The sequence below is a fragment of the Phenylobacterium sp. FG114 genome, assembly GCF_057809855.1.
The window spans coordinates 237,696-260,034 of sequence record NZ_JBMDKU010000002.1 but is presented as its reverse complement, the minus strand read 5'-3'; the positions used below and the strand labels follow the sequence as shown (position 1 = coordinate 260,034).

23 protein-coding genes are annotated in these 22,339 nt (G+C 69.0%); 11 read left to right on the top strand and 12 right to left on the bottom strand.

The annotated features are described in order from the left end of the window. The first annotated feature begins 31 nt into the window (after positions 1 to 31). Together ACODSY_RS04310 and ACODSY_RS04305 are read left to right on the top strand one after the other, a co-directional pair. Positions 32 to 1,360: a polyhydroxyalkanoate depolymerase gene (locus ACODSY_RS04310; protein WP_488950420.1), complete on the top strand. Its 1,329-nt coding sequence runs from the start codon at positions 32 to 34 to the stop codon at positions 1,358 to 1,360. Between the two features lie 57 nt (positions 1,361 to 1,417). Next, the gene (locus ACODSY_RS04305; RefSeq protein WP_488950419.1) at positions 1,418 to 2,170 is read left to right on the top strand and encodes a M48 family metallopeptidase; all 753 of its coding nucleotides are present in this window, start codon (positions 1,418 to 1,420) and stop codon (positions 2,168 to 2,170) included. On the opposite strand, the gene ACODSY_RS04300 is transcribed toward ACODSY_RS04305, so the two are convergent. Then, entirely contained in the window at positions 2,171 to 4,171 is a 2,001-nt protein-coding gene (locus ACODSY_RS04300; protein ID WP_488950418.1) for a transglycosylase domain-containing protein, read from the bottom strand. It abuts the gene before it with no gap. 348 nt (positions 4,172 to 4,519) lie between these two features. On the opposite strand from ACODSY_RS04300, the gene ACODSY_RS04295 reads away from it, so the two are divergent. The 9 genes from ACODSY_RS04295 (at position 4,520) to ACODSY_RS04255 (ending at position 11,449) form a co-directional block, all read left to right on the top strand. Continuing rightward, a complete protein-coding gene (locus ACODSY_RS04295) occupies positions 4,520 to 4,861 on the top strand; it encodes a DUF8200 family protein (RefSeq protein ID WP_488950417.1) in 342 nt (113 codons plus the stop codon). Positions 4,862 to 5,158: 297 nt separating this feature from the next. After that, the gene (locus ACODSY_RS04290) at positions 5,159 to 5,713 is read left to right on the top strand and encodes a F0F1 ATP synthase subunit delta (RefSeq protein WP_488950416.1); all 555 of its coding nucleotides are present in this window, start codon (positions 5,159 to 5,161) and stop codon (positions 5,711 to 5,713) included. 5 nt (positions 5,714 to 5,718) lie between these two features. Further along, complete coding sequence (gene atpA / locus ACODSY_RS04285; protein WP_488950415.1) at positions 5,719 to 7,251, top strand: F0F1 ATP synthase subunit alpha; 1,533 nt, start codon at positions 5,719 to 5,721, stop codon at positions 7,249 to 7,251. A 26-nt stretch (positions 7,252 to 7,277) separates the two neighbouring features. After that, the gene (locus ACODSY_RS04280; RefSeq protein WP_488950414.1) at positions 7,278 to 8,150 is read left to right on the top strand and encodes a F0F1 ATP synthase subunit gamma; all 873 of its coding nucleotides are present in this window, start codon (positions 7,278 to 7,280) and stop codon (positions 8,148 to 8,150) included. Positions 8,151 to 8,166: 16 nt separating this feature from the next. Further along, positions 8,167 to 9,702, top strand: a complete 1,536-nt coding sequence (gene atpD / locus ACODSY_RS04275; protein WP_488950413.1) for a F0F1 ATP synthase subunit beta — start codon at positions 8,167 to 8,169, stop codon at positions 9,700 to 9,702. A gap of 5 nt (positions 9,703 to 9,707) precedes the next feature. Continuing rightward, positions 9,708 to 9,971: an ATP synthase F1 subunit epsilon gene (locus ACODSY_RS04270; RefSeq protein ID WP_488950412.1), complete on the top strand. Its 264-nt coding sequence runs from the start codon at positions 9,708 to 9,710 to the stop codon at positions 9,969 to 9,971. Positions 9,972 to 10,071: 100 nt separating this feature from the next. Then, positions 10,072 to 10,770, top strand: a complete 699-nt coding sequence (locus ACODSY_RS04265; protein ID WP_488950411.1) for a hypothetical protein — start codon at positions 10,072 to 10,074, stop codon at positions 10,768 to 10,770. A gap of 1 nt (position 10,771) precedes the next feature. Continuing rightward, positions 10,772 to 11,020: a CBU_0592 family membrane protein gene (locus ACODSY_RS04260; protein ID WP_488950410.1), complete on the top strand. Its 249-nt coding sequence runs from the start codon at positions 10,772 to 10,774 to the stop codon at positions 11,018 to 11,020. A 108-nt stretch (positions 11,021 to 11,128) separates the two neighbouring features. Beyond that, a complete protein-coding gene (locus tag ACODSY_RS04255) occupies positions 11,129 to 11,449 on the top strand; it encodes a DMT family transporter (protein ID WP_488950409.1) in 321 nt (106 codons plus the stop codon). Here the strand turns inward: ACODSY_RS04255 and ACODSY_RS04250 are convergent. The 11 genes from ACODSY_RS04250 to ACODSY_RS04200 form a co-directional block, all read right to left on the bottom strand. Beyond that, positions 11,424 to 12,185, bottom strand: coding sequence for an alpha/beta hydrolase (locus tag ACODSY_RS04250; protein WP_488950408.1), 762 nt, complete (start codon positions 12,183 to 12,185; stop codon positions 11,424 to 11,426). The two genes, ACODSY_RS04255 and ACODSY_RS04250, sit on opposite strands and share 26 nt — an antisense overlap. 71 nt (positions 12,186 to 12,256) lie before the next feature. Next, a complete protein-coding gene (locus ACODSY_RS04245; protein ID WP_488950407.1) occupies positions 12,257 to 12,748 on the bottom strand; it encodes an RNA pyrophosphohydrolase in 492 nt (163 codons plus the stop codon). Beyond that, positions 12,745 to 13,869 (bottom strand): divergent polysaccharide deacetylase family protein, encoded by a 1,125-nt coding sequence (locus tag ACODSY_RS04240; protein WP_488950406.1) that lies wholly within the window; start codon positions 13,867 to 13,869, stop codon positions 12,745 to 12,747. The genes ACODSY_RS04245 and ACODSY_RS04240 overlap by 4 nt, the downstream gene beginning before the upstream one ends. Before the next feature lie 163 nt (positions 13,870 to 14,032). After that, on the bottom strand, positions 14,033 to 15,424 hold the full coding sequence (locus ACODSY_RS04235; protein ID WP_488950405.1) for a S41 family peptidase: 1,392 nt from the start codon (positions 15,422 to 15,424) through the stop codon (positions 14,033 to 14,035). 75 nt (positions 15,425 to 15,499) lie between these two features. Continuing rightward, a complete protein-coding gene (locus ACODSY_RS04230; RefSeq protein ID WP_488950404.1) occupies positions 15,500 to 16,360 on the bottom strand; it encodes a murein hydrolase activator EnvC family protein in 861 nt (286 codons plus the stop codon). Beyond that, positions 16,360 to 16,824, bottom strand: coding sequence for a 23S rRNA (pseudouridine(1915)-N(3))-methyltransferase RlmH (rlmH, locus tag ACODSY_RS04225; protein ID WP_488950403.1), 465 nt, complete (start codon positions 16,822 to 16,824; stop codon positions 16,360 to 16,362). The genes ACODSY_RS04230 and rlmH overlap by 1 nt, the downstream gene beginning before the upstream one ends. Before the next feature lie 4 nt (positions 16,825 to 16,828). Beyond that, a complete protein-coding gene (locus ACODSY_RS04220; protein WP_488950402.1) occupies positions 16,829 to 18,220 on the bottom strand; it encodes an amidase family protein in 1,392 nt (463 codons plus the stop codon). Between the two features lie 71 nt (positions 18,221 to 18,291). After that, positions 18,292 to 19,362, bottom strand: a complete 1,071-nt coding sequence (locus ACODSY_RS04215; protein ID WP_488950401.1) for an aspartate-semialdehyde dehydrogenase — start codon at positions 19,360 to 19,362, stop codon at positions 18,292 to 18,294. A 220-nt stretch (positions 19,363 to 19,582) separates the two neighbouring features. Beyond that, positions 19,583 to 20,002, bottom strand: coding sequence for a ribosome silencing factor (gene rsfS / locus ACODSY_RS04210; protein WP_488950631.1), 420 nt, complete (start codon positions 20,000 to 20,002; stop codon positions 19,583 to 19,585). Between the two features lie 94 nt (positions 20,003 to 20,096). Next, positions 20,097 to 20,747, bottom strand: coding sequence for a nicotinate-nucleotide adenylyltransferase (locus ACODSY_RS04205; RefSeq protein WP_488950400.1), 651 nt, complete (start codon positions 20,745 to 20,747; stop codon positions 20,097 to 20,099). 8 nt (positions 20,748 to 20,755) lie between these two features. Continuing rightward, the gene (locus tag ACODSY_RS04200; protein WP_488950399.1) at positions 20,756 to 22,336 is read right to left on the bottom strand and encodes an aldehyde dehydrogenase family protein; all 1,581 of its coding nucleotides are present in this window, start codon (positions 22,334 to 22,336) and stop codon (positions 20,756 to 20,758) included. Positions 22,337 to 22,339 lie beyond the last annotated feature (3 nt).

The window sequence follows — 22,339 nt, the reverse complement described above, 5'->3', positions numbered from 1 at the left end:
TGTTATGTTGCGGCGCACAAAGGCAGGTCGAATGCTCTATACGCTCTACGAAGCCGGCTACTATGCCGCCTCCCCGTTGCGGTTCGCGGCCCTGGCCGCGCGCGACTTCTGGAGCTCGCCGCTGAACCCGGCGGCCGAGAGCGAGCTCGGGCGGCGCATCTTCGCCACCTCGGACCTGTTCGCCAACCTGACGCGCCGCTACGGCAAGCCCGAGTGGATGGTCGACAGCGTGCAGATCAACGGTCGGCCGGTGCGCGTTCGCCCGACGACCGTCTGGTCCACGCCGTGGTGCAAGCTCACCCACTTCGCCCGCGACATGAGCGACCTGCGGCGGGCCGGGAAGACCGAGATCGAGCCGGCGGTGCTGATCGCCGCGCCGCTTTCGGGCCACTACGCGACGCTGCTGCGCGGGACGGTCGAGGCCTTCCTGCAGGACCACGAGGTGTTCATCACCGAATGGACCAACGCCCGCGACGTGCCGATCGTCGAGGGCCGCTTCGACTTCCACGACTACATCGACCACATCCGCCAGATGCTGCGCCAGATGGGCCCGCGCCCGCACGTGGTGGCGGTTTGCCAGCCCGGCCCGCCGGTGCTGGCGGCCGCGGCCCTGATGGCCGAGGACAGGGAGGAGAGCCGTCCGGCCTCCATGACCTTCATGGGCTCGCCGATCGACGCGCGCCTCTCGCCGACCGTGACCAACAAGCTGGCCGAGGAACGTCCCTTCGCCTGGTTCGAGTCGAACATGATCTACAACGTGCCGCCGCCCTATCTGGGCGCCGGGCGGCGGGTCTATCCGGGCTTCGTGCAGCTCGCCAGCTTCATGTCGATGAATCTGGACAAGCACCAGGAGGCTCACCGGCGCTATCTCTCCCACCTCATGCAGGGGGACGGGGACAGCGCGGACAAGCACCTGGAATTCTACGATGAGTACCTGTCGGTCCTGGACCTGACCGAGGAGTTCTACCTCCAGACGGTCGATGTTGTGTTCCAGCGCTACCTTCTGCCCAAGGGCGAGCTGTTCCACGGCGACCGGCGCGTGAAGCCCGAACGGATCACCGACATCGGCCTGCTGACGGTCGAGGGGGAGAACGACGACATCTCGGGCATCGGCCAGACCCAGGCGGCCCACAAGCTGTGCCTCAGCCTGCCGATCGAGATGAAGGAGGACTACATCCAGCCGCACGTCGGTCACTACGGCGTGTTCAACGGCAAGCGCTTCCGAGAGGAGATCTACCCCCGCGTTCGCGCCTTCGTGCGCCGGATGGAACAGGGCCTGCCGCGGTCCCAGCCCGTGGACGCCACCGCGCCGACTTCGGCCGACGTCGTGCCGATCCGCCCGCGCACCGCGAAAAGCTGATCTGTCGCGGCGGCGCGGGTCTTCGCGGCGTCGCATGTACATCCTAGATTCAGGGCGATGAGTCTTTTCGCCCGCAGCCCGTCGTCAAGGAACTGGGCCGACGGTGACCGGCTTGAGGTGGCCGGCGCCGCCGTGCGCCTGAAGGTGAACGGGCGCGCGCGGCGCGTTTCCCTGCGGCTCGACCGCACCCGGCGCGAGATCGTCGCCACCGCGCCCTCGGTCCGTCGCCTGCCTGAAGCCGCCGCCTTCGCCCGCGAGCGCGCGGGCTGGATCGCGGAACGGCTCGCCGAACTTCCCAGCGCCGAGCCGCTGTCGCCAGGGACGCTGATCGAGGTGTTCGGCCGGCCGGTTCGGCTCGAGTCCGGCACGGGGCGCGCCCGCTGGATCGAGCCGATCGACGGCTCGACGCCCCGCATCGTGGCCATGGGCGAGGGCGAAGGTTTCACTCGCGCCGTGATCCTGGTGATCCGTAGGAAGGCGCTGGAAGTGCTCACGGCCCGCACCGCCCATTATGCGCGCGAACTGGCCGCGCCCATGCCGAAAGTCACCGTGGCCGACGCCAAGTCCCGCTGGGGCTCCTGCAAGCCTGGGCCCCGCGGGACGCCGGGAAACATCCGCTATTCCTGGCGCCTGGCGCTGGCGCCGTTCGAGGTGGCCGATTACGTGGCGGCCCACGAGTGCGCCCACCTGCTGGAGCTGAACCATGGCCCGCGGTTCTGGGCCAACGTCCGCAACCTGGTGGGCGACGAACGCCGCCACCGTGAATGGCTGCGGGCCGAGGGCGCCAAGCTCCACGCCTTCGGACGCTAGCTAGAACGGCGGGTCCTGTTGCCGCTGGCGTTCCCGGGGCGGCGGCGCGCTGTTGTCGAACTCGGATGGCGGGGTCTCGTCGCGGTCTCCCCGGAAGAGGTTGCCGACGCCTTCCAGGATCTCCTCGATGGGCCCCTGTTCCTCGATCTGCGGAATGTCGCCGCCCGGGATCGGCTGAACCTTCAGGCGTGGCAAGGCGGCGGTCATATAGTCGCGCCAAATGCCGGCCGGCGCGCCGCCGCCGGTGACCCGCTTCATCGGCTTGTTGTCGTCCTTGCCCACCCAGACGGCGGTGACGAAGCCGCCCGTGTAGCCCACGAACCAGGCATCGCGGTAATCGCTGGTGGTGCCCGTCTTGCCGGCGAGGTCATAGCCCGGAACGTTGGCGCGCGTGCCGGTGCCGTGCTGAACCACGCCGCGCATCATCGTGACCATATAGGCCAACGCGGGCTGGCCGATGACCGCCGCTCGCGGGGCCCGGTCGACGCCGCGGTCATAGAGCACCCGGCCCGTGGCCGTGCGGATCCGTTCGATGCCGTAGCCCTTGGCGAAATAGCCCCCGTTGGAGAACGGGGCATAGGCCTGCGCCATCTCCAGCGGGCTGACCTCCACGGCGCCCAGGGCCATGGAGGGGTCGAGCTGGATGGGCGAGCTGATGCCGAGGCGGCGCGCGGTGGCCGCCACGTTCGACGTGCCCACCTCGTTGGCGAGGCGCGCGGCCACGGTGTTGATCGACTGGGCCAGGGCCTCGCGAATGGTCATGGGGCCGAGGAACTGGCCGGTGTAGTTGCGCGGCTCCCAGTTGCCGATCTTGATCGGCTCGTCGACCACGGGCGTGTCGGGCGTGCGGCCCGCCTCCATGGCGGTGAGATAGACGAACGGCTTGAACGCCGAGCCGGCCTGGCGGCGCGCCATGGTCGCCCGGTCGAACTGGGTCTGCAGGTAGTTGGTCCCGCCGACGTAGGCGCGGATGCGCCCTTCGCCGTCCAGCGACACCAACGCGCCCTGTTCCACTCCCTGCCCCCTCGACGCAGCGACGCCGGATTGAATGGCCTGCTCCGCGCTGGCCTGCAGCGGCAGGTCCAGGGTGGTCTCGACGACAAGGTCCTCGGTGGGTTCGCCCACCAGGGTGCGGACCTGGTCGTCGACCCAGTCGGTGAAATACTGCGCGCGCTGGTTGGCCAGCACCGGATTGACCCGGACCTTGGTGCGGATCGCCTGGTCGCGTTCGGCGGGCGTGATGAACTTGGCCTGCACCATCTCGTCCAGCACGATCGTGGCGCGGCGGGCGGCGCGGTCGGTCGAGGCCACCGGCGAGTAGCGCGACGGGCCTTTCATGATCCCGGCCAGCAGGGCGCTCTCGCCCAGCGTCAGCTCCCGGGCCGGCTTGCCGAAGTATCGCTGGGAGGCCGCTTCGATGCCGTAGGCGCCGGCGCCGAAATAGACCCGGTTCAGATAGAGCTCGAGGATCTGCTTCTTGGAGAACCGCGCCTCGAGCCAGACGGCCAGGATCAGCTCCTGGGCCTTGCGGCGATAGTTCTGGTTGGGCGTCAGGAACAGGTTCCGCGCAAGCTGCTGGGTGATGGTTGAGCCGCCCCGCAGCGGGCCGCCCTCGCCCTTGTGCCGCATATTGTAGATCTGGCTGCGGGCGATGCCCCACGGATTGAACCCGAAGTGCCAGTAGTACCAGCGGTCCTCGATGGCGATGAACGCCTTCGGCACGTAGGGCGGAAGCTTGTCGAGGTCGACCGGCGGCGCGTACTGGCTTCCGCGCACCGCCAGCAGGGCGCCCGAGCGGTCCAGGTACGACACCGAGGGCTGGCGTTTGACGTCGTAGAGCTTGGAGGTGTCGGGCAGGTCGACGGCGAACACCGCGAAGAACGCCACCAGGAAGATCAGGCCCCAGACGCCCAGCACCAGCGTCCAATAGATGAGGGTCTGCAGGGGCGTGCGTTTTGCGCGCGGTTCGCGCCCGCGCCGCGGCGGCTGCGCATTGGCCATGGATATATGTCGTCCTAACCGGTCTTCAGCCGCCCGCCGGCCCTATAGCTCAGGGTGACGGAACGCCAAACATGATTGACGGTGTATGAACGGCGCCGGGCCTCCGCGTCCGCCCCACAGGTTGCCCGCAGGTTTACGCCACGGGCGCCAACGCCGAACGGCTCTGCATTTGCGCATAGCAGATGCGAACAAATAGCAGTTGCGGACTCGATCTTAACACCGTTATCTTAGCATTGCTCAGTTCGAAGTGCGCCGACGGAGGGGATACCCGAGGCGAACAAACGCGGCGAACCGGGCCGGTACTCAAATCCTTGGACACCGACAACTCCCCGAACGCTGGAGGGCTCAATGAAGCTCCAAATCCTTGCGGCCTGCGCCGCCCTCGTCACCTTCTCCGCCGGCTCCGCTCTGGCGGGCGATCCGATCACCGCGAAGCTGGCCTCGCCGGTCGCCGAGAAGACCAAGTTCATCGCCGGCGGCGCCATGTTCAACTGTGAAGGCGACGCCTGCGTCGCTCTGGCCCCCACCTCACAGACCTTCGCCGGCGCGACCTGCAAGACCATCGCCGACAAAGTCGGCGTGGTGGCTTCCTTCGAAGGCCGCAAGTCGCTCGACGCCGACAAACTGGCCGCCTGCAACGCCAAGGCCATCGCCAAGGCCGGCGGCGCCACCCAGCTCGCCAAGCAGTAAGGCGAACAAGTCTCCCAGCAGCTCGTCACCAGAGCTTCTGTCGCACTGGCCCGCCGGGAGACCGGCGGGCCTTTCTTTTTTCGGCGCTGACGCCTGATTTCTTTAGCCTACCGCTGCGGAACCCCCGCCCCCCCTCGGTTGCGGCGCACAACATCGCGTGCTAGTAGGCGCGCGGCTTTGGGCCGGGGGACATATTAAGCCCCTGGACCGATGTGCTTTTTTCAAGCGCTTTCAAGCCTTTAGTCGCGGCGGGACGATCCGTTCGCGGCACGTGAAACGCGACCCGGGCGGATAATAGTGGCGGACGACTCCAACGTTTCGAATGTGGGCTCACGGTACGCCCAAGCCCTGTTCGATCTGGCGAACGACCAGAAGCAAGTCGTGGCTGTCGAGAAGGACCTGAAGTCCCTCGCCGCCGCGCTCGAGTCGTCGAGGGACCTGCGCGTCCTGATCGGCTCGCCCACCTTCAGCGCCGAAGACAAGGCCAAGGGCCTGGTCGCCATCGGCGCCAAAGGCAAGTTCAACCTGACGACGCTGAAGTTCCTGGGCCTGCTGGCCGAGAACGGCCGCGCCGCCGCCCTGCCCGGCGTGATCAGCGCCTTCGCCAAGCTGTCGGCCGCCGCGCGCGGCGCCGTCTCGGCCGAGGTCACCACCGCCGTGCCCCTCACCTCCGCCCAATCCAAGGGCGTGGCCGCCGCGCTGCGCCAGGCCCTGGGCAAGGACCCTGAAATCACGACCCGCGTCGATCCGGCCCTCCTGGGCGGGATCAAGGTGAAGGTCGGTTCCCGTCTGTTCGACGCTTCGCTGCGCTCGAAGCTCGACTCCCTGAAATTCGCCCTCAAGAGAGCGTAAGAACCATGGATATCCGCGCCGCCGAGATCTCGGCCATCCTCAAGTCGCAGATCGCCAACTTCGGCGAAGAAGCTGACGTTTCCGACGTCGGTTCGGTGCTCAGCGTCGGCGACGGCATCGCCCGCGTCTACGGCCTGGACAACGTGCAAGCCGGTGAAATGGTGGAGTTCCCCTCCGCCGGCGTGAAGGGCATGGCCCTGAACCTGGAACGCGACAACGTCGGCGTCGTGATCTTCGGCGAAGACCGCGCCATCAAGGAAGGCGACGAAGTCCGCCGCCTTAGCGAAATCGTGGACGTGCCGGTGGGCCGTGGCCTGCTGGGCCGCGTCGTGAACCCGCTGGGCGAGCCGATCGACGGCAAGGGCCCGATCCAGAACGTGGCCGAACGCCGCCGCGTGGACGTGAAGGCCCCGGGCATCATCCCGCGGAAGTCGGTGCACGAGCCCGTGCAGACCGGCCTGAAGGCCATCGACACCCTGATCCCGATCGGTCGTGGCCAGCGCGAACTGGTCATCGGCGACCGCCAAACCGGCAAGACCGCCGTGGCGATCGACACGATCCTGAACCAGAAGTCGGTCAACGCCGGCACCGACGAGAGCGCCAAGCTCTACTGCATCTACGTCGCCATCGGCCAGAAGCGCTCCACGGTCGCCCAGATCGTGAAGACGCTCGAGGAGCGCGGCGCGCTGGACTACACGATCGTCGTGTCGGCCACGGCTTCCGAACCGGCTCCGCTGCAGTTCCTGGCCCCCTTCGCGGGCTGCGCCATGGGCGAGTGGTTCCGCGACAACGGCATGCACGCCGTCATCATCTACGACGACCTTTCCAAGCAGGCCGTCGCCTACCGTCAGATGTCGCTGCTGCTGCGCCGCCCGCCGGGTCGCGAAGCCTATCCGGGCGACGTTTTCTACCTGCATAGCCGCCTGCTGGAGCGCGCGGCGAAGCTGAACGAGGACAACGGCGCCGGTTCGCTGACCGCGCTCCCGGTCATCGAAACCCAGGCCAACGACGTGTCGGCCTACATCCCGACGAACGTGATCTCGATCACCGACGGCCAGATCTTCCTTGAGACCGATCTGTTCTTCCAGGGCATCCGCCCCGCCGTGAACGTCGGTATCTCGGTGAGCCGCGTGGGCTCTTCGGCCCAGATCAAGGCGATGAAGGCCGCGTCCGGCCCGATCAAGGGCGAGCTCGCCCAGTACCGGGAAATGGCCGCCTTCGCGAAGTTCGGCTCGGACCTCGACGCCGCCACCCAGCGCATGCTGGCCCGCGGCGAGCGCCTGACCGAGCTGCTGAAGCAGCCCCAGTACGCGCCGCTCGCGGTGGAAGAACAGGTGGCGGTGATCTACGCCGGCACCCGTGGCTACCTCGACCGCGTCCCGACCGCCCAGGTCGGCCGCTTCGAACGCGAACTGCTGGCGCACCTGCACGGCAAGCACCAGGCCCTGCTCGACAAGATCCGCGTCGAGAAGGACCTGAAGAACGTCGAAGACGACCTCAAGAAGGTCCTCGCCGGCTTCGCTGAAACCTTCGCCTAACCGACCACAGGAGCGGGTAGCCGGCGATGGCCAGCGTCAAGGAAATGCGCACTCGGATCTCTGCGGTGAAATCCACCCAGAAGATCACGAAGGCGATGCAGATGGTGGCGGCGGCCAAGCTGCGCCGCGCGCAGAACGCCGCCCAGGACTCGCGGCCCTACGCCGAGCGCATGGCCGCGGTCATCGCCAATCTGGCGGCGGGCGTGTCGGGCGACGGCGCGCCGAAGCTGCTCGTGGGCACCGGTTCCGATCAGCGCCACCTGGTGGTGATCGCGACCTCTGACCGCGGTCTGGCCGGTGGCTTCAACTCCTCGATCGTTCGGGCCGCGCGCCTGCGCATCGATGAGCTGCTTGCCGCGGGCAAGGACGTGAAGATCATCACGGTCGGCCGCAAGGCGCGCGACCAGCTGCGCCGCCTGCATGCGGCTCGCCTGATCGAGACCTTCGAAGTCGGCGCCAACCCGTCGCTGGGCGTGGCCGAAGAGGTGTCCAACAAGGTCCAGGAGATCTTCGAGGCGGGCGAGACCGACGTGGTCACGCTCTTCTTCAGCCAGTTCAAGTCGGTGGTCACCCAGACCCCGACCGCGAAGCAGCTGATCCCGGCGGAGGTCGCCGCCGGCGGCCCGAAGATCGACCTCAAGGGCGCCGCCTACGAGTACGAGCCGGACGAGGCCACCATCCTGGCCGACCTCCTGCCGCGCAACATCACCACCCAGCTGTTCTCGGCCATGCTCGAGAACCAGGCGGGCTTCTTCGCCGCCCAGATGACGGCGATGGACAACGCCACCCGCAATGCCGGCGACATGATCGCCAGCCTCACCCTGCAGATGAACCGTGCACGCCAGGCGCAGATCACCAAGGAGCTGATCGAGATCATCTCCGGCGCCGAAGCGCTCTAGTTCGAGAGAGACCGCAATGTCTGAAGCCGCTACCGCCAAGAAGCCCGCCGCGCGCAAGCCGGCCGCCAAGAAGCCCGGCATGCCCCTGGCCGCTCCGACCAGTGTCGCCACCGGCAAGCTGGTGCAGATCATCGGCGCCGTCGTGGACGTCGAGTTCACCGGCCATCTGCCCGCGATCATGAGCGCGCTGGAGACCACCAACACCGACCAGCGGACGGGCCAGCCCTTCCGCCTGGTGCTGGAAGTCGCCCAGCACCTGGGTGAGAACACCGTCCGCGCCATCGCCATGGACACCACCGAAGGCCTGACCCGCGGTCAGCCTGTGGTCGACACCGGCAAGCCGATCACCGTGCCGGTGGGCCCGGGCTGCCTCGGCCGGATCATGAACGTCATCGGCGAGCCGATCGACGAAGCCGGCCCCATCCCGACCACCTTCACCAGCCCGATCCACCGCGAGGCGCCGTCGTTCGCCGAGCAGTCGACCTCGGCCGAAGTGCTGGTCACGGGCATCAAGGTGATCGACCTGCTCTGCCCCTACACCAAGGGCGGCAAGATCGGCCTGTTCGGCGGCGCCGGCGTCGGCAAGACCGTGACGATGCAGGAGCTGATCAACAACATCGCCAAGGCCTACGGCGGTTACTCCGTGCTGGCCGGCGTGGGCGAGCGGACCCGCGAAGGGAACGACCTCTACCACGAGATGATCGAGTCCAACGTGAACGTGGACCCGAAGGCGAACAACGGCTCGACCGAAGGCTCCAAGTGCGCCCTGGTCTACGGCCAGATGAACGAACCCCCGGGCGCCCGCGCCCGCGTGGCCCTGACCGGCCTGGCCCAGGCGGAGTATTTCCGCGACCAGGAAGGCAAGGACGTGCTGCTGTTCATCGACAACATCTTCCGCTTCACCCAGGCGGGTTCGGAAGTGTCGGCGCTGCTGGGCCGCATCCCCTCGGCCGTGGGCTATCAGCCCACGCTGGCCACCGAGATGGGCAACCTGCAGGAGCGGATCACCTCGACCTCGAAGGGTTCGATCACCTCGGTGCAGGCCATCTACGTGCCCGCCGACGACCTGACCGACCCGGCGCCGGCCACCTCGTTCGCCCACTTGGACGCGACGACCGTGCTGAGCCGCGACATCGCCGCCCAGGCCATCTTCCCGGCCGTGGACCCGCTGGACTCGACCTCGCGGATCATGGACCCGCTGGTGATCGGCGAAGAGCACTACAACGTCGCCCGTCGCGTGCAGGAGACCCTGCAGCAGTACAAGGCGCTGAAGGACATCATCGCCATCCTGGGCATGGATGAGCTGTCCGAAGAGGACAAGCTGATCGTGGCCCGCGCCCGGAAGATCCAACGCTTCCTGTCGCAGCCGTTCCACGTGGCCGAACAGTTCACCAATACGCCCGGCGTGTTGGTCAGCCTCGAAGACACCATCCGCTCGTTCAAGGCGCTGGTGGACGGCGAGTACGACCACCTGCCCGAGCCGGCCTTCTACAACGTCGGCAACATCGAAGACGCGGTCCGCAAGGCCGAAGCCCTGGCGGCGGAAGCCTAAGGACGATGGCCGAGAAGCTGCACTTCTCCCTGGTCTCGCCGGAACGGGAACTGTTCTCGGGTTCGGTGGACCAGGTGGATGCGCCGGGCTCCGAAGGCGACTTCGGGGTGCTGGCCGGCCATGCGCCGTTCATGACCGCCCTCAAGGAGGGTTCGGTCCGCGTGCACAACGACGGGAACGTGAAGGTCTATGAGGTGCGCGGCGGTTTTGCCGACGTGACGCCCGAGGGGCTCACGATCCTGGCGGAACATGCGGTCGAAGCCGCCTAGACGGGCAACGAAATCACTGCCGTAAATTGGGCGCCGTCAGGCCTTGCCTACGGCGCCTTGCTTGAGTTTGATGCCGGGCCGAAAAGTCAGGGGAACTTTCATGCGTATCGCCCTCTCCAGCCTGATCCTCGCCGCCGGTCTCGCGACGGCTGCGCATGCCCAGGACCCGGCGGCTCAGCCCGCACCCGCCACGCCCGCGCCAGCGGCCCAGCCAGCCGCCCCCGCGCCGGACGCGGCGCAACCGGCCCCGGCCGCGCCTGCGCCAGCGGCCGAGGCGCCCGCCGCTCCGGCCGAAGCCGCTCCGCCGCCCACCCTGCCCACCAGCGGCTATGGGTTCGAGGCGATCCAGATCATCGAGAAGATCTGCGTCCCGGCCGTGCGCGGCCAGGGCGTGGACGTGGTCGCCAAGGCCAACGGCTTCAAGCAGAACCGCCGCGATCAGACCTGGACCAAGGCGTTCGGGACCGAGAACAAGGCCTATCAGGTGGTGGCTTTCCCGTCGGGCTCGAACAAGTCCGTCTGCAACGTCGAGCTCCGCTATCCGATGGGCGCCGACGCCGAGATCGCCAAGGCGCTGAACGTGTGGTCGTTCATGCACCAGCCGCCGCTGGACCCGACCGCCAACTACACCCAGCCCCAGGATCCGGACGGCCTGAAGCGCGTCCGCCGTTCGTGGGAGTATCTGACCGCGAACCAATCGGTCGGCCTGAACTTCTCGACCGTCCGCAAGCCCGACGATACGCAGGTCAACAAGGCCTACGACATGGGCACGCTGCAGTACCAAGAGCGCACCTTCTAGGATGACGCTGACGGACGCCGCGGGCCTCCTCGGCGTCCTGGTCATCCTGGTCGCCTACGCCGGCGCGGCGCTAGGCAGGCTCGACGCGGAAAGCCCCATCGCGCTCGCCTGCAACCTGGTCGGGGCGTGCCTCATCCTCTGGGGCCTGCTGACGGAACACTTCAACCTGTCCGCCACTGTCATGGAGGGCTCCTGGGCCCTGGTGGCCGCCATCGGTCTGGCGCGCTGGGCCCTGCGGCGCAAAGCCTAGATCGCCCCCGGCTCGCGGGGGTTCATTTTACCGAGCGGGGCCACGTCCTCCCACCCCTCCAGGGTGCTTCAAGTCCGGGACGGCCCGGCCCTTTCAAGGAGGGCCACCGTGGCCTGGGTCATGCTCTTCGTCGCCGGACTGCTGGAAGTGGTCTGGGCCTATTTCATGAAGCAGTCGCACGGGTTCACCCGTCTGTGGCCCAGCATCGCCACCTTCGCGGCGATGTTCGCGAGTTTTGGCCTGCTCTCCGCGGCGATGCGCAGCCTGCCGCTCAGCGTGGCCTATATGGCTTGGACGGGCGTCGGCGCGGTCGGCGCGTTCATCGTGGGCGTGACGGTCCTGGCCGAGCAGGCGAGCGCCCTGCGGATCGCGGCCGCCCTGATGATCGTGGGCGGCCTGGTGCTCATGAAGCTGTCGTCACCGACCTGACCCGGCTCTCCAGCCAGTCCAGGGCGATCTCGGCCACCTCTTCCCAGCCTTCCTCGCCGATGAGCCAATGGCTCATGCCCGGCATGACGCGGAATTCGGCCCCGATGCGCTCGGCGGTCTGGCGTACGGTGGCGGCCGGGTGGACCACGTCGCGGTCGCCCGCGACGGCCAGCGACGGCATGGGCAGGCGGCCGGCGCCGACGCTGGTGGTCATGAACGGATCCAGCCACCAGTTCAGCACCTCGCGAACCGCGCGCCCACTTTCCGGGACCAGGCGATCCAGCACCGCATCGCGGACAGTCTTGGAGGCGCGGTCGAGGCTGTGGTGGCGCATCAGATGACGGTCCGGCGAGACGGCCCCGGCCCAGAACGGATCGGCCAGGTGCACGCCGAAGGCCGTGATCGCCTCCTCGATGGACGAGCCGGTCACGCCCCACGGGGGCGACGGCGCGAGCAGGACCAGGGCCCGGGCGTTCGCGCGCCGAGCGGCCAACTGGCAGACCAACCCGCCCATGGAGTGACCCAGCAACACCGGCGGCTCCGGCTGCTCGGCGCACAGCTTCACCAGGCTCTTCGCATAGTCGGACATCGACAGGCCAGCCACGCCGCGGGCCTGTCCGTGGCCCGGCAGGTCGGGGGCCACGACCGTCCAGCCCCGCGCCTCGAAGGGCGCGCGGAAGGCCTCGAAGGCCCAGCCGCCGCAAAAGGCGCCGTGCGTCATGACGACAGTCGGCATCAGGAACCTGCTCCCCCCGGAGCTCACCGGAGACGTATTCTAGACTGAAGTCGCTAAGGAGGGGTGTGGTTTCAGGCGGTTGCGCTATCGGTCGCAGCGAAGGCGGCGAATGCGCTGGCGACCGTCTCATAGGCGGTCCGCTTGAACGGCACGATCAGCACCGGCGCCTCGGCCAGGTAGCCCCATCTCCAGGTGTCGAACTCCGGCTCGTGGTGCGCCTCGAGATCGAACTCGGTTTCGTCGCCGTCGAAGCGGAACGCGAACCACACCTGCTTCTGCCCCCTGAACCCCCGCACCAATTTCGGCCCCGAGACGTCGGCCGGGAAATCGTAGACGATCCAGCCGTCGGTGCGGCCCAGGTAGCTTACCGTCGAGGCGCCTGTCTCCTCGGCCAGCTCGCGGCGGGCGGCGGCCTCGAAGTCCTCGCCGGGATCGACGCCGCCCTGCGGGAACTGCCAGTTGTGTGGACCCGGCGTGTGCGCGCGACGGCCCAGCCAGACCCGGCCGTCGGGATGGAAGAGGACCACGCCCACGTTCGGACGGTATTGGCTGAGATCGGTCATCTTTTGCTGGTCAGGGCCGAGGCGGGCGCGAGCTGGTAGCCCCTCGTTTCCACCTCGTTGGCCCAGGCCGCAACCTTCTCGAGCGTGATCGGATAGGCGAATCCGGAACCCAGGGCCTGGCCGCGCTGCAGGGCGCCGCCTTCCAGCACCATCAGCTGCTGATCGATCGCCGGACCCGAAAGCTTGTCGTCGATCACCCGCTCGGCCGTGGCGCGGGGCATGCCGCCGCCCCGGCGGACCGCCGAGCCGTCGTCGATGAAGGCCAGCCCGCGCCCCTTCACCGAGCTGGCGAATGCCGCATAGGCCTGGTCGCTCGCGAGGAAGCGCGAGCCCAGGTAGTTGGTCAGCCCGAAGTAGCCGGTGGCCCGGGACAGGATCCACTCCAGCTTCTTCACCGTCTCGGGCGGTTGGCCGTCGGCCATCAGGGTGTAGGGACCCGGGTCGTTCTCGGGGTAGTCCACCGGCTCCATCGGGGTCTCGAGCAGCACCTCGTGGCCGCGGGCGCGAGCCATGTCGATCCAGCCCTGCAGCCCCTCGGCATAGACCACGAACGACAGCGTGATCTCGGGACGCAGGGTCTCGATGGCCTGGCGCGTCGCCCGCGCGTTCAGGCCCAACCCACCGATCACCAGGGCGACCTTGGGCCGGCCGTTCGGCGTGAACGGCCGCGCATAAGCCTGGGCCGGCGTGCGGCCGTCCTGGGCGATGATCGGCAGCGGCCCGCCGGGACCCGGGGCATAGAAGCCCGCGATAGGCGCGACGGGGAGGGCCTGGCCGGCCATCGACGGAAGGGCGCCCATCGCGCGGCCGCCGAGCGGATCCGCGGCGCCGGGCGCAAGGGGGCGTTCAGAGAGGCGAACGACGTCCTTATAGACATGCGGAGGCCCGTGTGCGGGCTTCAGCGCTTCGCGCCAGCCGGCCGGGGCCGAACGCAGCGGCTCGCCCAGCGGAATGCGGACATGGTCCGGCCCCGCGCCGACCGGCCCCAGCAGGTGGACGAGGGCGACGACCGCCCCGGCGAACAGAACGCCCGCACCGGCCAAGCCGGCGGCGGGACTCTTGAACAGGGCGCCCAGATCGATCTTGGGGACCTTCAGGTGCGGGAGGGCGATGGTGGCCAAGGCGTGGAACTCCTCAGCGTGGAGCCTCGTCGAACATGGTTAACGCGATCTCAATCGCGGCGCGCGCGCCAGCCGATGCGTCATCCCGCCGCCCGGGGTGATGAAACGCAAAAAGGGCGGCCCTGGCGGACCGCCCTCTCCCGTCGACTTCGCGCCGCTAGCGCTACTTCTGGGTCGTCTGCGGCGGCTTCACCTCGGCCACCTTGGCCTTCGAGACGATCTCGGCCAGGCGGGCGGTGGGCTTGGGCAGTTTCGGCGTGGCCGCGACCGAGCCGAACTTCAGCACGTCCTCGGCGCGGGCGATCTGGAAGTCCTTCTTCTCGTCGAAACTTTCGGGCGGCGCCTCGGCCGGCTCGTGGGCGCCCTTGCGAACCTTGCCCTCGTCGGCGTTGAGCGCGTTCTTGAAGCTGGCTTCCGAGAACTGGTAGCTGCGGTTCGCGATGATCTGGGCTTCCTCGCGGGTCAGCGCGACCTCGAGGTCGGGCTCGATGCCCGTCTTCTGGATCGAACGGCCTGACGGCGTGTAGTAGCGCGCCGTGGTCAGCTTCAGCGCCCCGTCGATGCCGCCCCGCAGCGGGATCACGGTCTGCACCGAGCCCTTGCCGAAGCTGGTGGTGCCGACGAGTTCGGCGCGCTTGCGGTCCTGCAGGGCCCCCGCGACGATCTCGGCGGCCGACGCCGAGCCCGAGTTGATCAGCACCACCATCGGCATGCCGTTGGTGATATCGCCGCTGCGGGCGTTGTAGCGCTCGACGTCGCGCGGATCGCGGCCGCGCTGGCTGACGATCTCGCCGCCCTCCAGGAACAGGTCCGAGACGCCCACGGCCTGATCGAGCAGGCCGCCCGGGTTGTTGCGCAGGTCGAGGATCAGGCCCTTGGCCTTGGGATTCTTGGCGCGCATCTCGGCGAAGGCCTGCTCGGCCTCGTCGGTGGTCTTCTCGTTGAAGCTGCCGATGCGCAGGATGATGTTGTCGCCGTCCAGCCGGGCGGTGGCCGACTTCGGCTTGATGATCTCGCGGACCAACTTCACGTCGAACGGGTCGGACTTCTCGCGAGCGATGGTCAGGGTGACCGTCTCGCCCGGGCGGCCGCGCATCTGCTTCACGGCCTCGGTGACCGTCAGGCCCAGAACGCTCTCGCCATTCACGGCGGTGATGTAGTCGCCAGCCTTCACGCCGGCCTTGAACGCCGGGGTGCCGTCCATCGGCGAGATGACCTTGACCACGCCGTCCTCGCTGGTGACCTCGATGCCGAGGCCGCCGTATTCGCCGCGTGTCTGGTCGCGCATGTCGTCGAAGGATTCGGGATCGAGGTAGCCGGAGTGCGGATCGAGCGAGGTCAGCATGCCGTCGATCGCGGCCTGGATCAGCTTCGTATCGTCGACCTCGGTGACGTACTGGTTCTCCACTGTGTTCAGCACGTCGCCGAACAGGCCCAGCATCCGGTAGGTCTTCGCCCGCGGCTGCGCCGTCGCGTTCGCCTGCTGGCTCACATAGGCCATGGAGCCTGCGCCGAGGACGAACGCCGATGCGCCGATCAGGAGATACTTCTTCATAGCCAGGCTCAGACTCCCTTGGACGGATGCCGTCCTTCTTATGGAGCAAGCTGAGACGACGGTTTTGAGGCCGTATCAGCCCGCTTTCTTGTTCGACCCCGGTCCTTTCACCAGCCACCTGGCCGGATCGACGGGCGAACCCTGCTCACGGACCTCCAGATAGAGCTCGGAGATCGCTTGGCGACCACCGTTAGCCCATCCGACCGGTTGACCCTCCGTGACGGATTGTCCGACCTGAACCGACGTTCTCTCCAGACCAGCAAGCACGAGATGATATCCCCCGGCTAGTCTTAATATCACGATGACGTCCCAGCCCTTCACTGGGCCCACGTACTGGACAAGGCCCGCCGCGGGGCTCACCGCACGCGCCCCTTTCGGAGCCGCTAGGGTGAGGCCGTTCGAACGGCCGCCCCCCGCCAGCGGATCCCCGAACCGCCGGACGACCGATCCTTCCGCCGGGTAGATAAGACGGACGGGCGGGGTCAGGTCGGTCGGATCGGCGCTCACTGCGCCCCTAAGCCGCAGGCCAGCGGAGGTGTCCGGGGCCGGCAGGGCGTCGGCGGCGAGGCTGTCACGCTCGAACAACGCCTCGCTTTGCACGGCCGCCAGCCTGCGCTGGCGCATCACCTCGGTAGCGCCCTGTGCATAGCCCTGAGCCCGCCCGGCCAGGTCGGGTGTGATCGCCTTGACGAGGATCGCGGCGCGCACGGCGTCCTTGGCGTCGTCGGGCGACACCAGCAGCGCCGGCGGCGGGTCCCGACGCAGTTGCTCGAGGACCGAGAGCAGGCGCGAGAGACGGTGCATGTTCGCGCCTTGATCCACCGAGAGCTCGGTCTCGGTGGCGTTGAGCCGCTCGAGCCGGTCCGAGTTGGCCGCGAAGGCCGCCGCGCCGAGGGTCAGGGCCACGAGGGGGCCGAAGAGGAAAATCCGCCGCATCAGTCCCGATGATACGGTGATCCGGCCAGAATGGAGACAGCCCGGTAGATCTGTTCGGCGAGCATGGCCCGCGCCAGGGCGTGCGGCCAGGTCTGGGGTCCGAACGCCAGCGTCCCCTGGACAGACTTCACCAGCTCGGGATCCAGGCCGTCGGCGCCGCCGATCAGGAAGACCAGGCGGCGCACGCCGCGGTCGCGGAGCTGGCCGATCTCCTCGGCGAAGGCGCGCGACGCCCGGGCCTTGCCGCGCTCGTCGCAGGCGATGACGTGGCTGTCCGCCAGATGCGGCCGCAGCGCCTCGGCCTCGGCGGCCTTGCCGGGCTTCCGGCTCTCCACCTCCACGATCTCGACTGGACCCAGCCCTAGCGATCGGCCGGCCGCGGTCGCCCGGTCGACGTACAGTTTCACGAGATCGGTCTCAGGCGAACGGGAGAGCCGCCCGACGGTGACGACAGTGATCTTCACGGGGTCAGGTCAGGCTCGGCGGCGCCTTGAAGCCGCCGAACTCCCGCTCAAGCAGGCCGGCGAAGGCGATGGTCGTGCGATCCTCCAGGTAGGGACCGACGATCTGCGCGCCGATCGGCAGGCCACCGCGGGTGAAGCCGATCGGGACCGCGGTCGCCGGCAGGTTGGGCAGCAACGCCACCCCGGGCCAGGCGATCTGGTTGAAGTAGGGTGTCGGCTGCCCGTTGACGGTGAGGAAGCGCTTGGCCCCGTCGGGCTCGTCCACGTGCTCGAACGCCACGACGCCGAAGGTCGGCATCAGCACCACGTCATAGGCCTCGAAAAGCGCCCGCCAGCGTCGGCGGAACGCCACCTGGGCGTCCAGCATGTTCATCCACTCGTGGGCGTTCATGGTCGTGCCGCCGGGTGAGCCGCGCGACATGGCCGCGCCCACCAGCGCCCCGAAGACCGCGTGCTGGGCGCCGAGGTCCGGCAGCAGGTCGCTGGACCGGTCGACGCGGGCGCCGAGGTCGTCCAGCCGCCGGGCCAGCCCAGCGAGAGCCTCGCGGATCTCGTCGTCGGTGGCGGCGAGCGGATTCTGGTCGACGACGAGCACGCGATGGTCCGCGAGCTCGGCGTGGCGCGGCGGTCGCAGGTTCAGCGAGTAGCCCACCGCCTCTTCAGGCTCGGGGCCGGCGGTGACGCCGAGCGCCAGGTCCAGATCGGCGGCGCAGCGGGCCAAGGGTCCGACGACGGCCAGCGCGATGGGGCCGCCGTCCAGGCCGGGCGGGGAATGGCCCCGCGTCGGGATCAGGCCGTAGCTGGGCTTGTGGCCGTAGACCCCGCAGAAGGCGGCCGGAACCCGGATCGAGCCGCCGATGTCGGAGCCGAACTCCAACGGCGTCATGCCGGCCGCCAGCGCCGCGGCGCTGCCGCCCGACGAGCCGCCCGGCGAGCAACCCAGGTCCCAAGGGTTCTTGGTGCGGCCGTAGACGGCATTTGTGCTCTGCCAGTCGGCGAGGAACGGCGGGACGTTCGTCTTCCCCAGGATGATCGCCCCAGCCGCCTTCAGCCGGGCCACCGCGACCGCGTCCTTCTCGGCGATCCAGCCACTGAACGCGGGGCTGCCCCAAGTGGATGGAAGGCCTTCGACCTCATTGCTTTCCTTGACCGTCATCGGCAGGCCGAGCAGCGGCCGGCGCTCGCCGCGCGCCAGCGCCGCATCCGCCGACCGGGCGGCGACACGCGCCCGGTCGAAGTCGCGCACCACCACGGCGTTGATCGGACCGTCGCGCTCCAGGATGCGGGCGATGGCGGCCTCGGTGAGCTCGAGGGCGCTGACCTGGCGGGCGGCCAGCGCCTCGACGATCTCGCCCGCCGTCTGGTCCAGCAGGTCGAGGCTGATGGTCTCGGACATGGTGCGTTCTCCTCAGGTCAAAGGGTGGCCCGCCGAACCGGGACAAGTCCAGTCCGGCGAGACCCCTACCCTCAGGACGCCGAGACGAGCTCGCTTGACCGCGATTGCGCCGCCGGCGCCGGCAACAGGCGTTCGGCGATCTGCACGGCGTTGAGCGCGGCGCCCTTCAGCAGCTGGTCGCCGGCCACGAACAAGGCCAGCGAGCGGCCCGAAGGATCGCCCAGGTCGCGGCGGACGCGGCCCACCAGCACATCTCCCTGCCCTTCCGCCTCGGACGGCATCGGGAAGTGATTGCTCGCGCGGTCATCAATCACCCGGATGCCGGGGGCGGCCGCCAGCACCTCTCGCGCCAGGTCCGGGTCGATCGGGCGGTCGAACTCGAGTGAAAGCGCAATGGCGTGGGCGCGGAGCACCGGCACGCGGATGCAGGTGACGCCGATGGGTAGTTCGGGCGCCGCCAGGATGCGGCGGCACTCCTCGATCACCTTCAGCTCCTCGCCATTGTAGCCGCTCACGGGATCGACGTCGGCGTTGTGGCTGAAGAGGTTGAAGGCGTAGGGGTGCGGCAGCACCTGTGGGGTGAACGCGGCGCCCGCGAGCCAGGCCTGGGTGGAGGCGCGCAGCTCCTCCATCGCGGCCGCCCCGGCGCCGGAGGCGGCCTGGTAGGTGGCCATCTGCACGCGCCGGAGGCCGAAGGCGCGGGCCAGCGGGGCGATCGGCACGGCGGCGATGATCGCCACACAATTGGGGTTGGCCACGATGCCGTTGTGGCCTTCCAGGGTCTCGGCGTTCACCTCGGGCACCACCAGCGGGCAGTCGGGGTCCATCCGGAAGGCTGAGGAGTTGTCGACCACGACGGCCCCGGCCGCCACCGCCTTGGGGCCGTAGACCTTCGACAGGCCGCTGCCGGCCGAGAACAGGGCGAGGTCGACGCCTTCGAAGCTGTCGTCGCCCAGCGCCTCGATGGTCAGGCTCTGGCCGCGGAAGCGCACCTTGCGGCCGGCCGAGCGGGGGGAGGCCAGCAGGCGCAGGCTGGCCAGCGGGAAGTTCCGCTCCTCCAGGCAGCGCACGAGCTCGACGCCGACGGCGCCGGTGGCGCCGACGATGGCGACATGCGGAAGGGCGGGAAGGGAAGCAGGCATGGTCTCAACGTCTCCAGTGGGCGGAGGCGCGAGGTCTGGCTTCTGGTGAGAGGCTGCCCCGCGCGTCGGCGGGGCTCTTCGGGTCGTGCCGCTGGTCTAGGCCATGCACGCACCCGTCGACGCCCCGCCGGAGCGGGTCGTTTTCAGGGTAATCGTAATGGTCATGACAGTGGTCATCGCCGCGCCTGTAGCGGTCGCAGGCGCGGCTGTAAAGGCCGGGCTAGTTCGCCGCGACGCCGCGGTGGTTGGAATCCACCGACCAGATCTTCTCGATATTGTAGAAGCTGCGCACCTCGGGGCGGAACAGGTGGACGATCACGTCGCCGGCGTCGATCAGCACCCAGTCGGCGCTGGGCATGCCTTCGACCCGGCACTTGCCGTAGCCCGCTTCCTTCAGCGCGCGCAGCAGATGGTCGGCCATGGCGCCCACGTGCCGCTGCGAACGGCCGGACGCCACGATCAGCCCGTCGGCGACGGGGCTCTTGCCTTTGAGGTCGATGAAGACGACGTCCTGGGCCTTGTCGTCGTCGAGGCGGCTGAGGATCAGGTCCTCCATCGCACCCAGCGAGCCCGGATCGGTAAGCGAAACTTCGGCGTCGGCCGAGGCTTCATGCGCACGCGGCGCAGATTCACGGTTCAGCGGGGTAGCTCCTTTGTTGTCCTCGCTGGCGAGACCCTAGCACATCGCGGGGGCCTGGTCAGGCGCCCACGCGATCACATCCTGACGCACCGCCTCAGCCCTTCTTGCGGGCTCGGAGCGCGGTCGAGGACTGGAAGTTGAAGCGGCCGAACAGGAAGGCCCAAGCCGGCGTCTTCGAATCGGCCAGGCGGATGGCCGCATGGGTCGGAACCCGGAAGCGTGCGAACCTCTGGGCGGCGGGCGAGAAGCGGCTCTTCAGCGAGATCCACGGGCGCGAGACCACGGCCACCGGGACCTCGTGCATGATCTGGGTCCAGCCCTTCCAGCGATGGAAGCTGGCTAAGCTGTCGGCCCCCATGATCCAGACGAACTTCACGCCGGGATAGCGCGCCTTGAGCGCCCGGATGGTGTCGACGGTGTAGTTCGAGCCCAGCTTGCTCTCGACCGCCGCCACGATCATGCCCGGCCCTTGGGCCAGCGCCTTGGCGCCGGCGATCCGCTCATCCAGGTCGGCCGTCTCGTGGCGAGATTTCAGCGGGTTCTGCGGCGAGACCAGCCAGATGACGCGGTCCAGGCCCAGGCGTCGCCGCGCCGTCTCGGCGACGTGGGCATGGCCATCGTGGGCTGGGTTGAACGAGCCGCCGTAGAGGCCGACCTTCATGCCGGGCTCGAGGTGGAAGCCCAGGCGTTGCGCCTGCGGGCGACCGGCAAGAGGCGCGCGGCGCGCCGGGCCTGCGAACCACATCCGCTCGGTCAGCTCTGGCGCGGCGGCGTCGGCGCGCCCCCGCGATCGAGATGGGTGTCGGTCTGGCGCACGCGGGCGCGGACGGTGAAGACGCCGTCGCCGGCCAACACCCCGCCGCGGGCGAACAGGCGGCCGTTCTCCCAGTTGGACAGGCCCAACTCGGGCTTGTTCAAGGCGTACTGGCCGTCGACCCATCGGGTGAAGCCGTCGCCCACGAACGGCGCGTCCACGGTGGCGTAGAAGCGGTCGTGGGCCGCGGGGTCCTGCGAGATCAGCGCGGCGGCGAAGCGCGGGCTATGGGCGTTGAAGAGCGTCACCGCCTCGGCCACGTCGTCGACGAGCTTGAGGCTGACCTCGGGGGTCTCCTCCCATTCCCATTCAAGGCCCAGGTTGGCGTCGGCGATGGGTTCGGCCAAGGCCTCCTCGACCGGGCCTTCGGCGCGGATCACCGTCGTGCGCGCCGTGCGCCAGGGTTCGGGCAGACGGGCGAAGTCGGCCTCCGCCACATGCAGCTTGCAGCCCCTGCGCCGCTCGCCGGCCCGCTCCAGCGCCTCCAGGAATACGGGCAACAGGCGGTCGGCCGCCGAGCGCTCGATGCAGCAGACGTTCAGGGTGTTGCAGACCTTGCGGTCCAGCGAGTGGTAGACGGCCGCGAAGAAGCGGTCGGACTGGGCCGTGGCGTCGGCGACCATCCAGGCGCCGCCCGTGCCGTGCAGGCTGACCGGCACGCCCGCCTGGCGGGCGATGGCGCCGAGTTGCGAAACCGCCGGCCCCGAACCGCGCGCCACGGCCAGCGCCAGGCGACTGTCGGCGAACATGGCCCAGCCCGCGGCGTGGGCGGCGGAGTCGACGAGGGTCGCGGCCCCCTCGGGCAGGCCGGCCTCGGCCAGCGAAGGGTTCAGCGCATGCGCGACGATGGCTCGCGCCGTGCCCAGGGCGTCGGAGCCGATCCGGAAGACGACCGTGTTGCCCGCGCGGATCACGCCGGTGGCGTCGGCGAAGACGTTGGGGCGGCCCTCGAACACAAAGCCCACCACGCCGAGCGGCGCCATCACCTGCTCGACCGTCCAACCCTCGTGGCGCACGGTCTCCAGCACCCGGCCGCGTGGGGGCTCAGCGTCGCGCCAGGCGTGGAGGCCGGCGATCATGTCGGCGCGCATGGCCGGCGTCGCGATCAGGCGGGTGGTCGAGCGGCCACGAGACTTTGCGGCCTCCACGTCGGCGGCGTTGGCCTCGGCGATCTTCGCCCAGACACCGTTGTCGGAGAGCTTGGCGGCGAAGCCTTCGAAGAAGGCGGTGACCGCGTCGTCGGCCACCTCGCCCATTCGGGAGAAGGCGGCGACAGCCCGACCGACGGCGGCTTGCGCGGCCTCTTGCTCACGAGCGGAAACGTGCAGCAGGTCGCCCGAATCCTGGACCACCAGCAGGCGGTCGCCGGAGCGGAAGGCGGCGGCCAGCTCGGCCGTCACATAGGCGACACGGTCACCTGCGAAAGGGATCGCCTGGCCGGGCGCGAGCGCTTCCAGCCGTCCGGTGCGGACGGGTTCAGCCTCCCTGCCTGACGAGCTGCCGTCCACGCCGGACCCCATTTG

Excerpts from the sequence above, each read along its gene's own strand:
- ACODSY_RS04310 (WP_488950420.1), top strand. The coding sequence starts at position 32 with ATGCTCTATACGCTCTACGAAGCCGGCTACTATGCCGCCTCCCCGTTG.
- ACODSY_RS04305 (WP_488950419.1), top strand. The coding sequence starts at position 1,418 with ATGAGTCTTTTCGCCCGCAGCCCGTCGTCAAGGAACTGGGCCGACGGT.
- ACODSY_RS04300 (WP_488950418.1), bottom strand. The coding sequence starts at position 4,171 with ATGGCCAATGCGCAGCCGCCGCGGCGCGGGCGCGAACCGCGCGCAAAA.
- ACODSY_RS04295 (WP_488950417.1), top strand. The coding sequence starts at position 4,520 with ATGAAGCTCCAAATCCTTGCGGCCTGCGCCGCCCTCGTCACCTTCTCC.
- atpA (WP_488950415.1), top strand. The coding sequence starts at position 5,719 with ATGGATATCCGCGCCGCCGAGATCTCGGCCATCCTCAAGTCGCAGATC.
- ACODSY_RS04280 (WP_488950414.1), top strand. The coding sequence starts at position 7,278 with ATGGCCAGCGTCAAGGAAATGCGCACTCGGATCTCTGCGGTGAAATCC.
- atpD (WP_488950413.1), top strand. The coding sequence starts at position 8,167 with ATGTCTGAAGCCGCTACCGCCAAGAAGCCCGCCGCGCGCAAGCCGGCC.
- ACODSY_RS04270 (WP_488950412.1), top strand. The coding sequence starts at position 9,708 with ATGGCCGAGAAGCTGCACTTCTCCCTGGTCTCGCCGGAACGGGAACTG.
- ACODSY_RS04265 (WP_488950411.1), top strand. The coding sequence starts at position 10,072 with ATGCGTATCGCCCTCTCCAGCCTGATCCTCGCCGCCGGTCTCGCGACG.
- ACODSY_RS04260 (WP_488950410.1), top strand. The coding sequence starts at position 10,772 with ATGACGCTGACGGACGCCGCGGGCCTCCTCGGCGTCCTGGTCATCCTG.
- ACODSY_RS04250 (WP_488950408.1), bottom strand. The coding sequence starts at position 12,185 with ATGCCGACTGTCGTCATGACGCACGGCGCCTTTTGCGGCGGCTGGGCC.
- ACODSY_RS04245 (WP_488950407.1), bottom strand. The coding sequence starts at position 12,748 with ATGACCGATCTCAGCCAATACCGTCCGAACGTGGGCGTGGTCCTCTTC.
- ACODSY_RS04235 (WP_488950405.1), bottom strand. The coding sequence starts at position 15,424 with ATGAAGAAGTATCTCCTGATCGGCGCATCGGCGTTCGTCCTCGGCGCA.
- ACODSY_RS04230 (WP_488950404.1), bottom strand. The coding sequence starts at position 16,360 with ATGCGGCGGATTTTCCTCTTCGGCCCCCTCGTGGCCCTGACCCTCGGC.
- ACODSY_RS04220 (WP_488950402.1), bottom strand. The coding sequence starts at position 18,220 with ATGTCCGAGACCATCAGCCTCGACCTGCTGGACCAGACGGCGGGCGAG.
- ACODSY_RS04215 (WP_488950401.1), bottom strand. The coding sequence starts at position 19,362 with ATGCCTGCTTCCCTTCCCGCCCTTCCGCATGTCGCCATCGTCGGCGCC.
- ACODSY_RS04205 (WP_488950400.1), bottom strand. The coding sequence starts at position 20,747 with ATGTGGTTCGCAGGCCCGGCGCGCCGCGCGCCTCTTGCCGGTCGCCCG.
- ACODSY_RS04200 (WP_488950399.1), bottom strand. The coding sequence starts at position 22,336 with ATGGGGTCCGGCGTGGACGGCAGCTCGTCAGGCAGGGAGGCTGAACCC.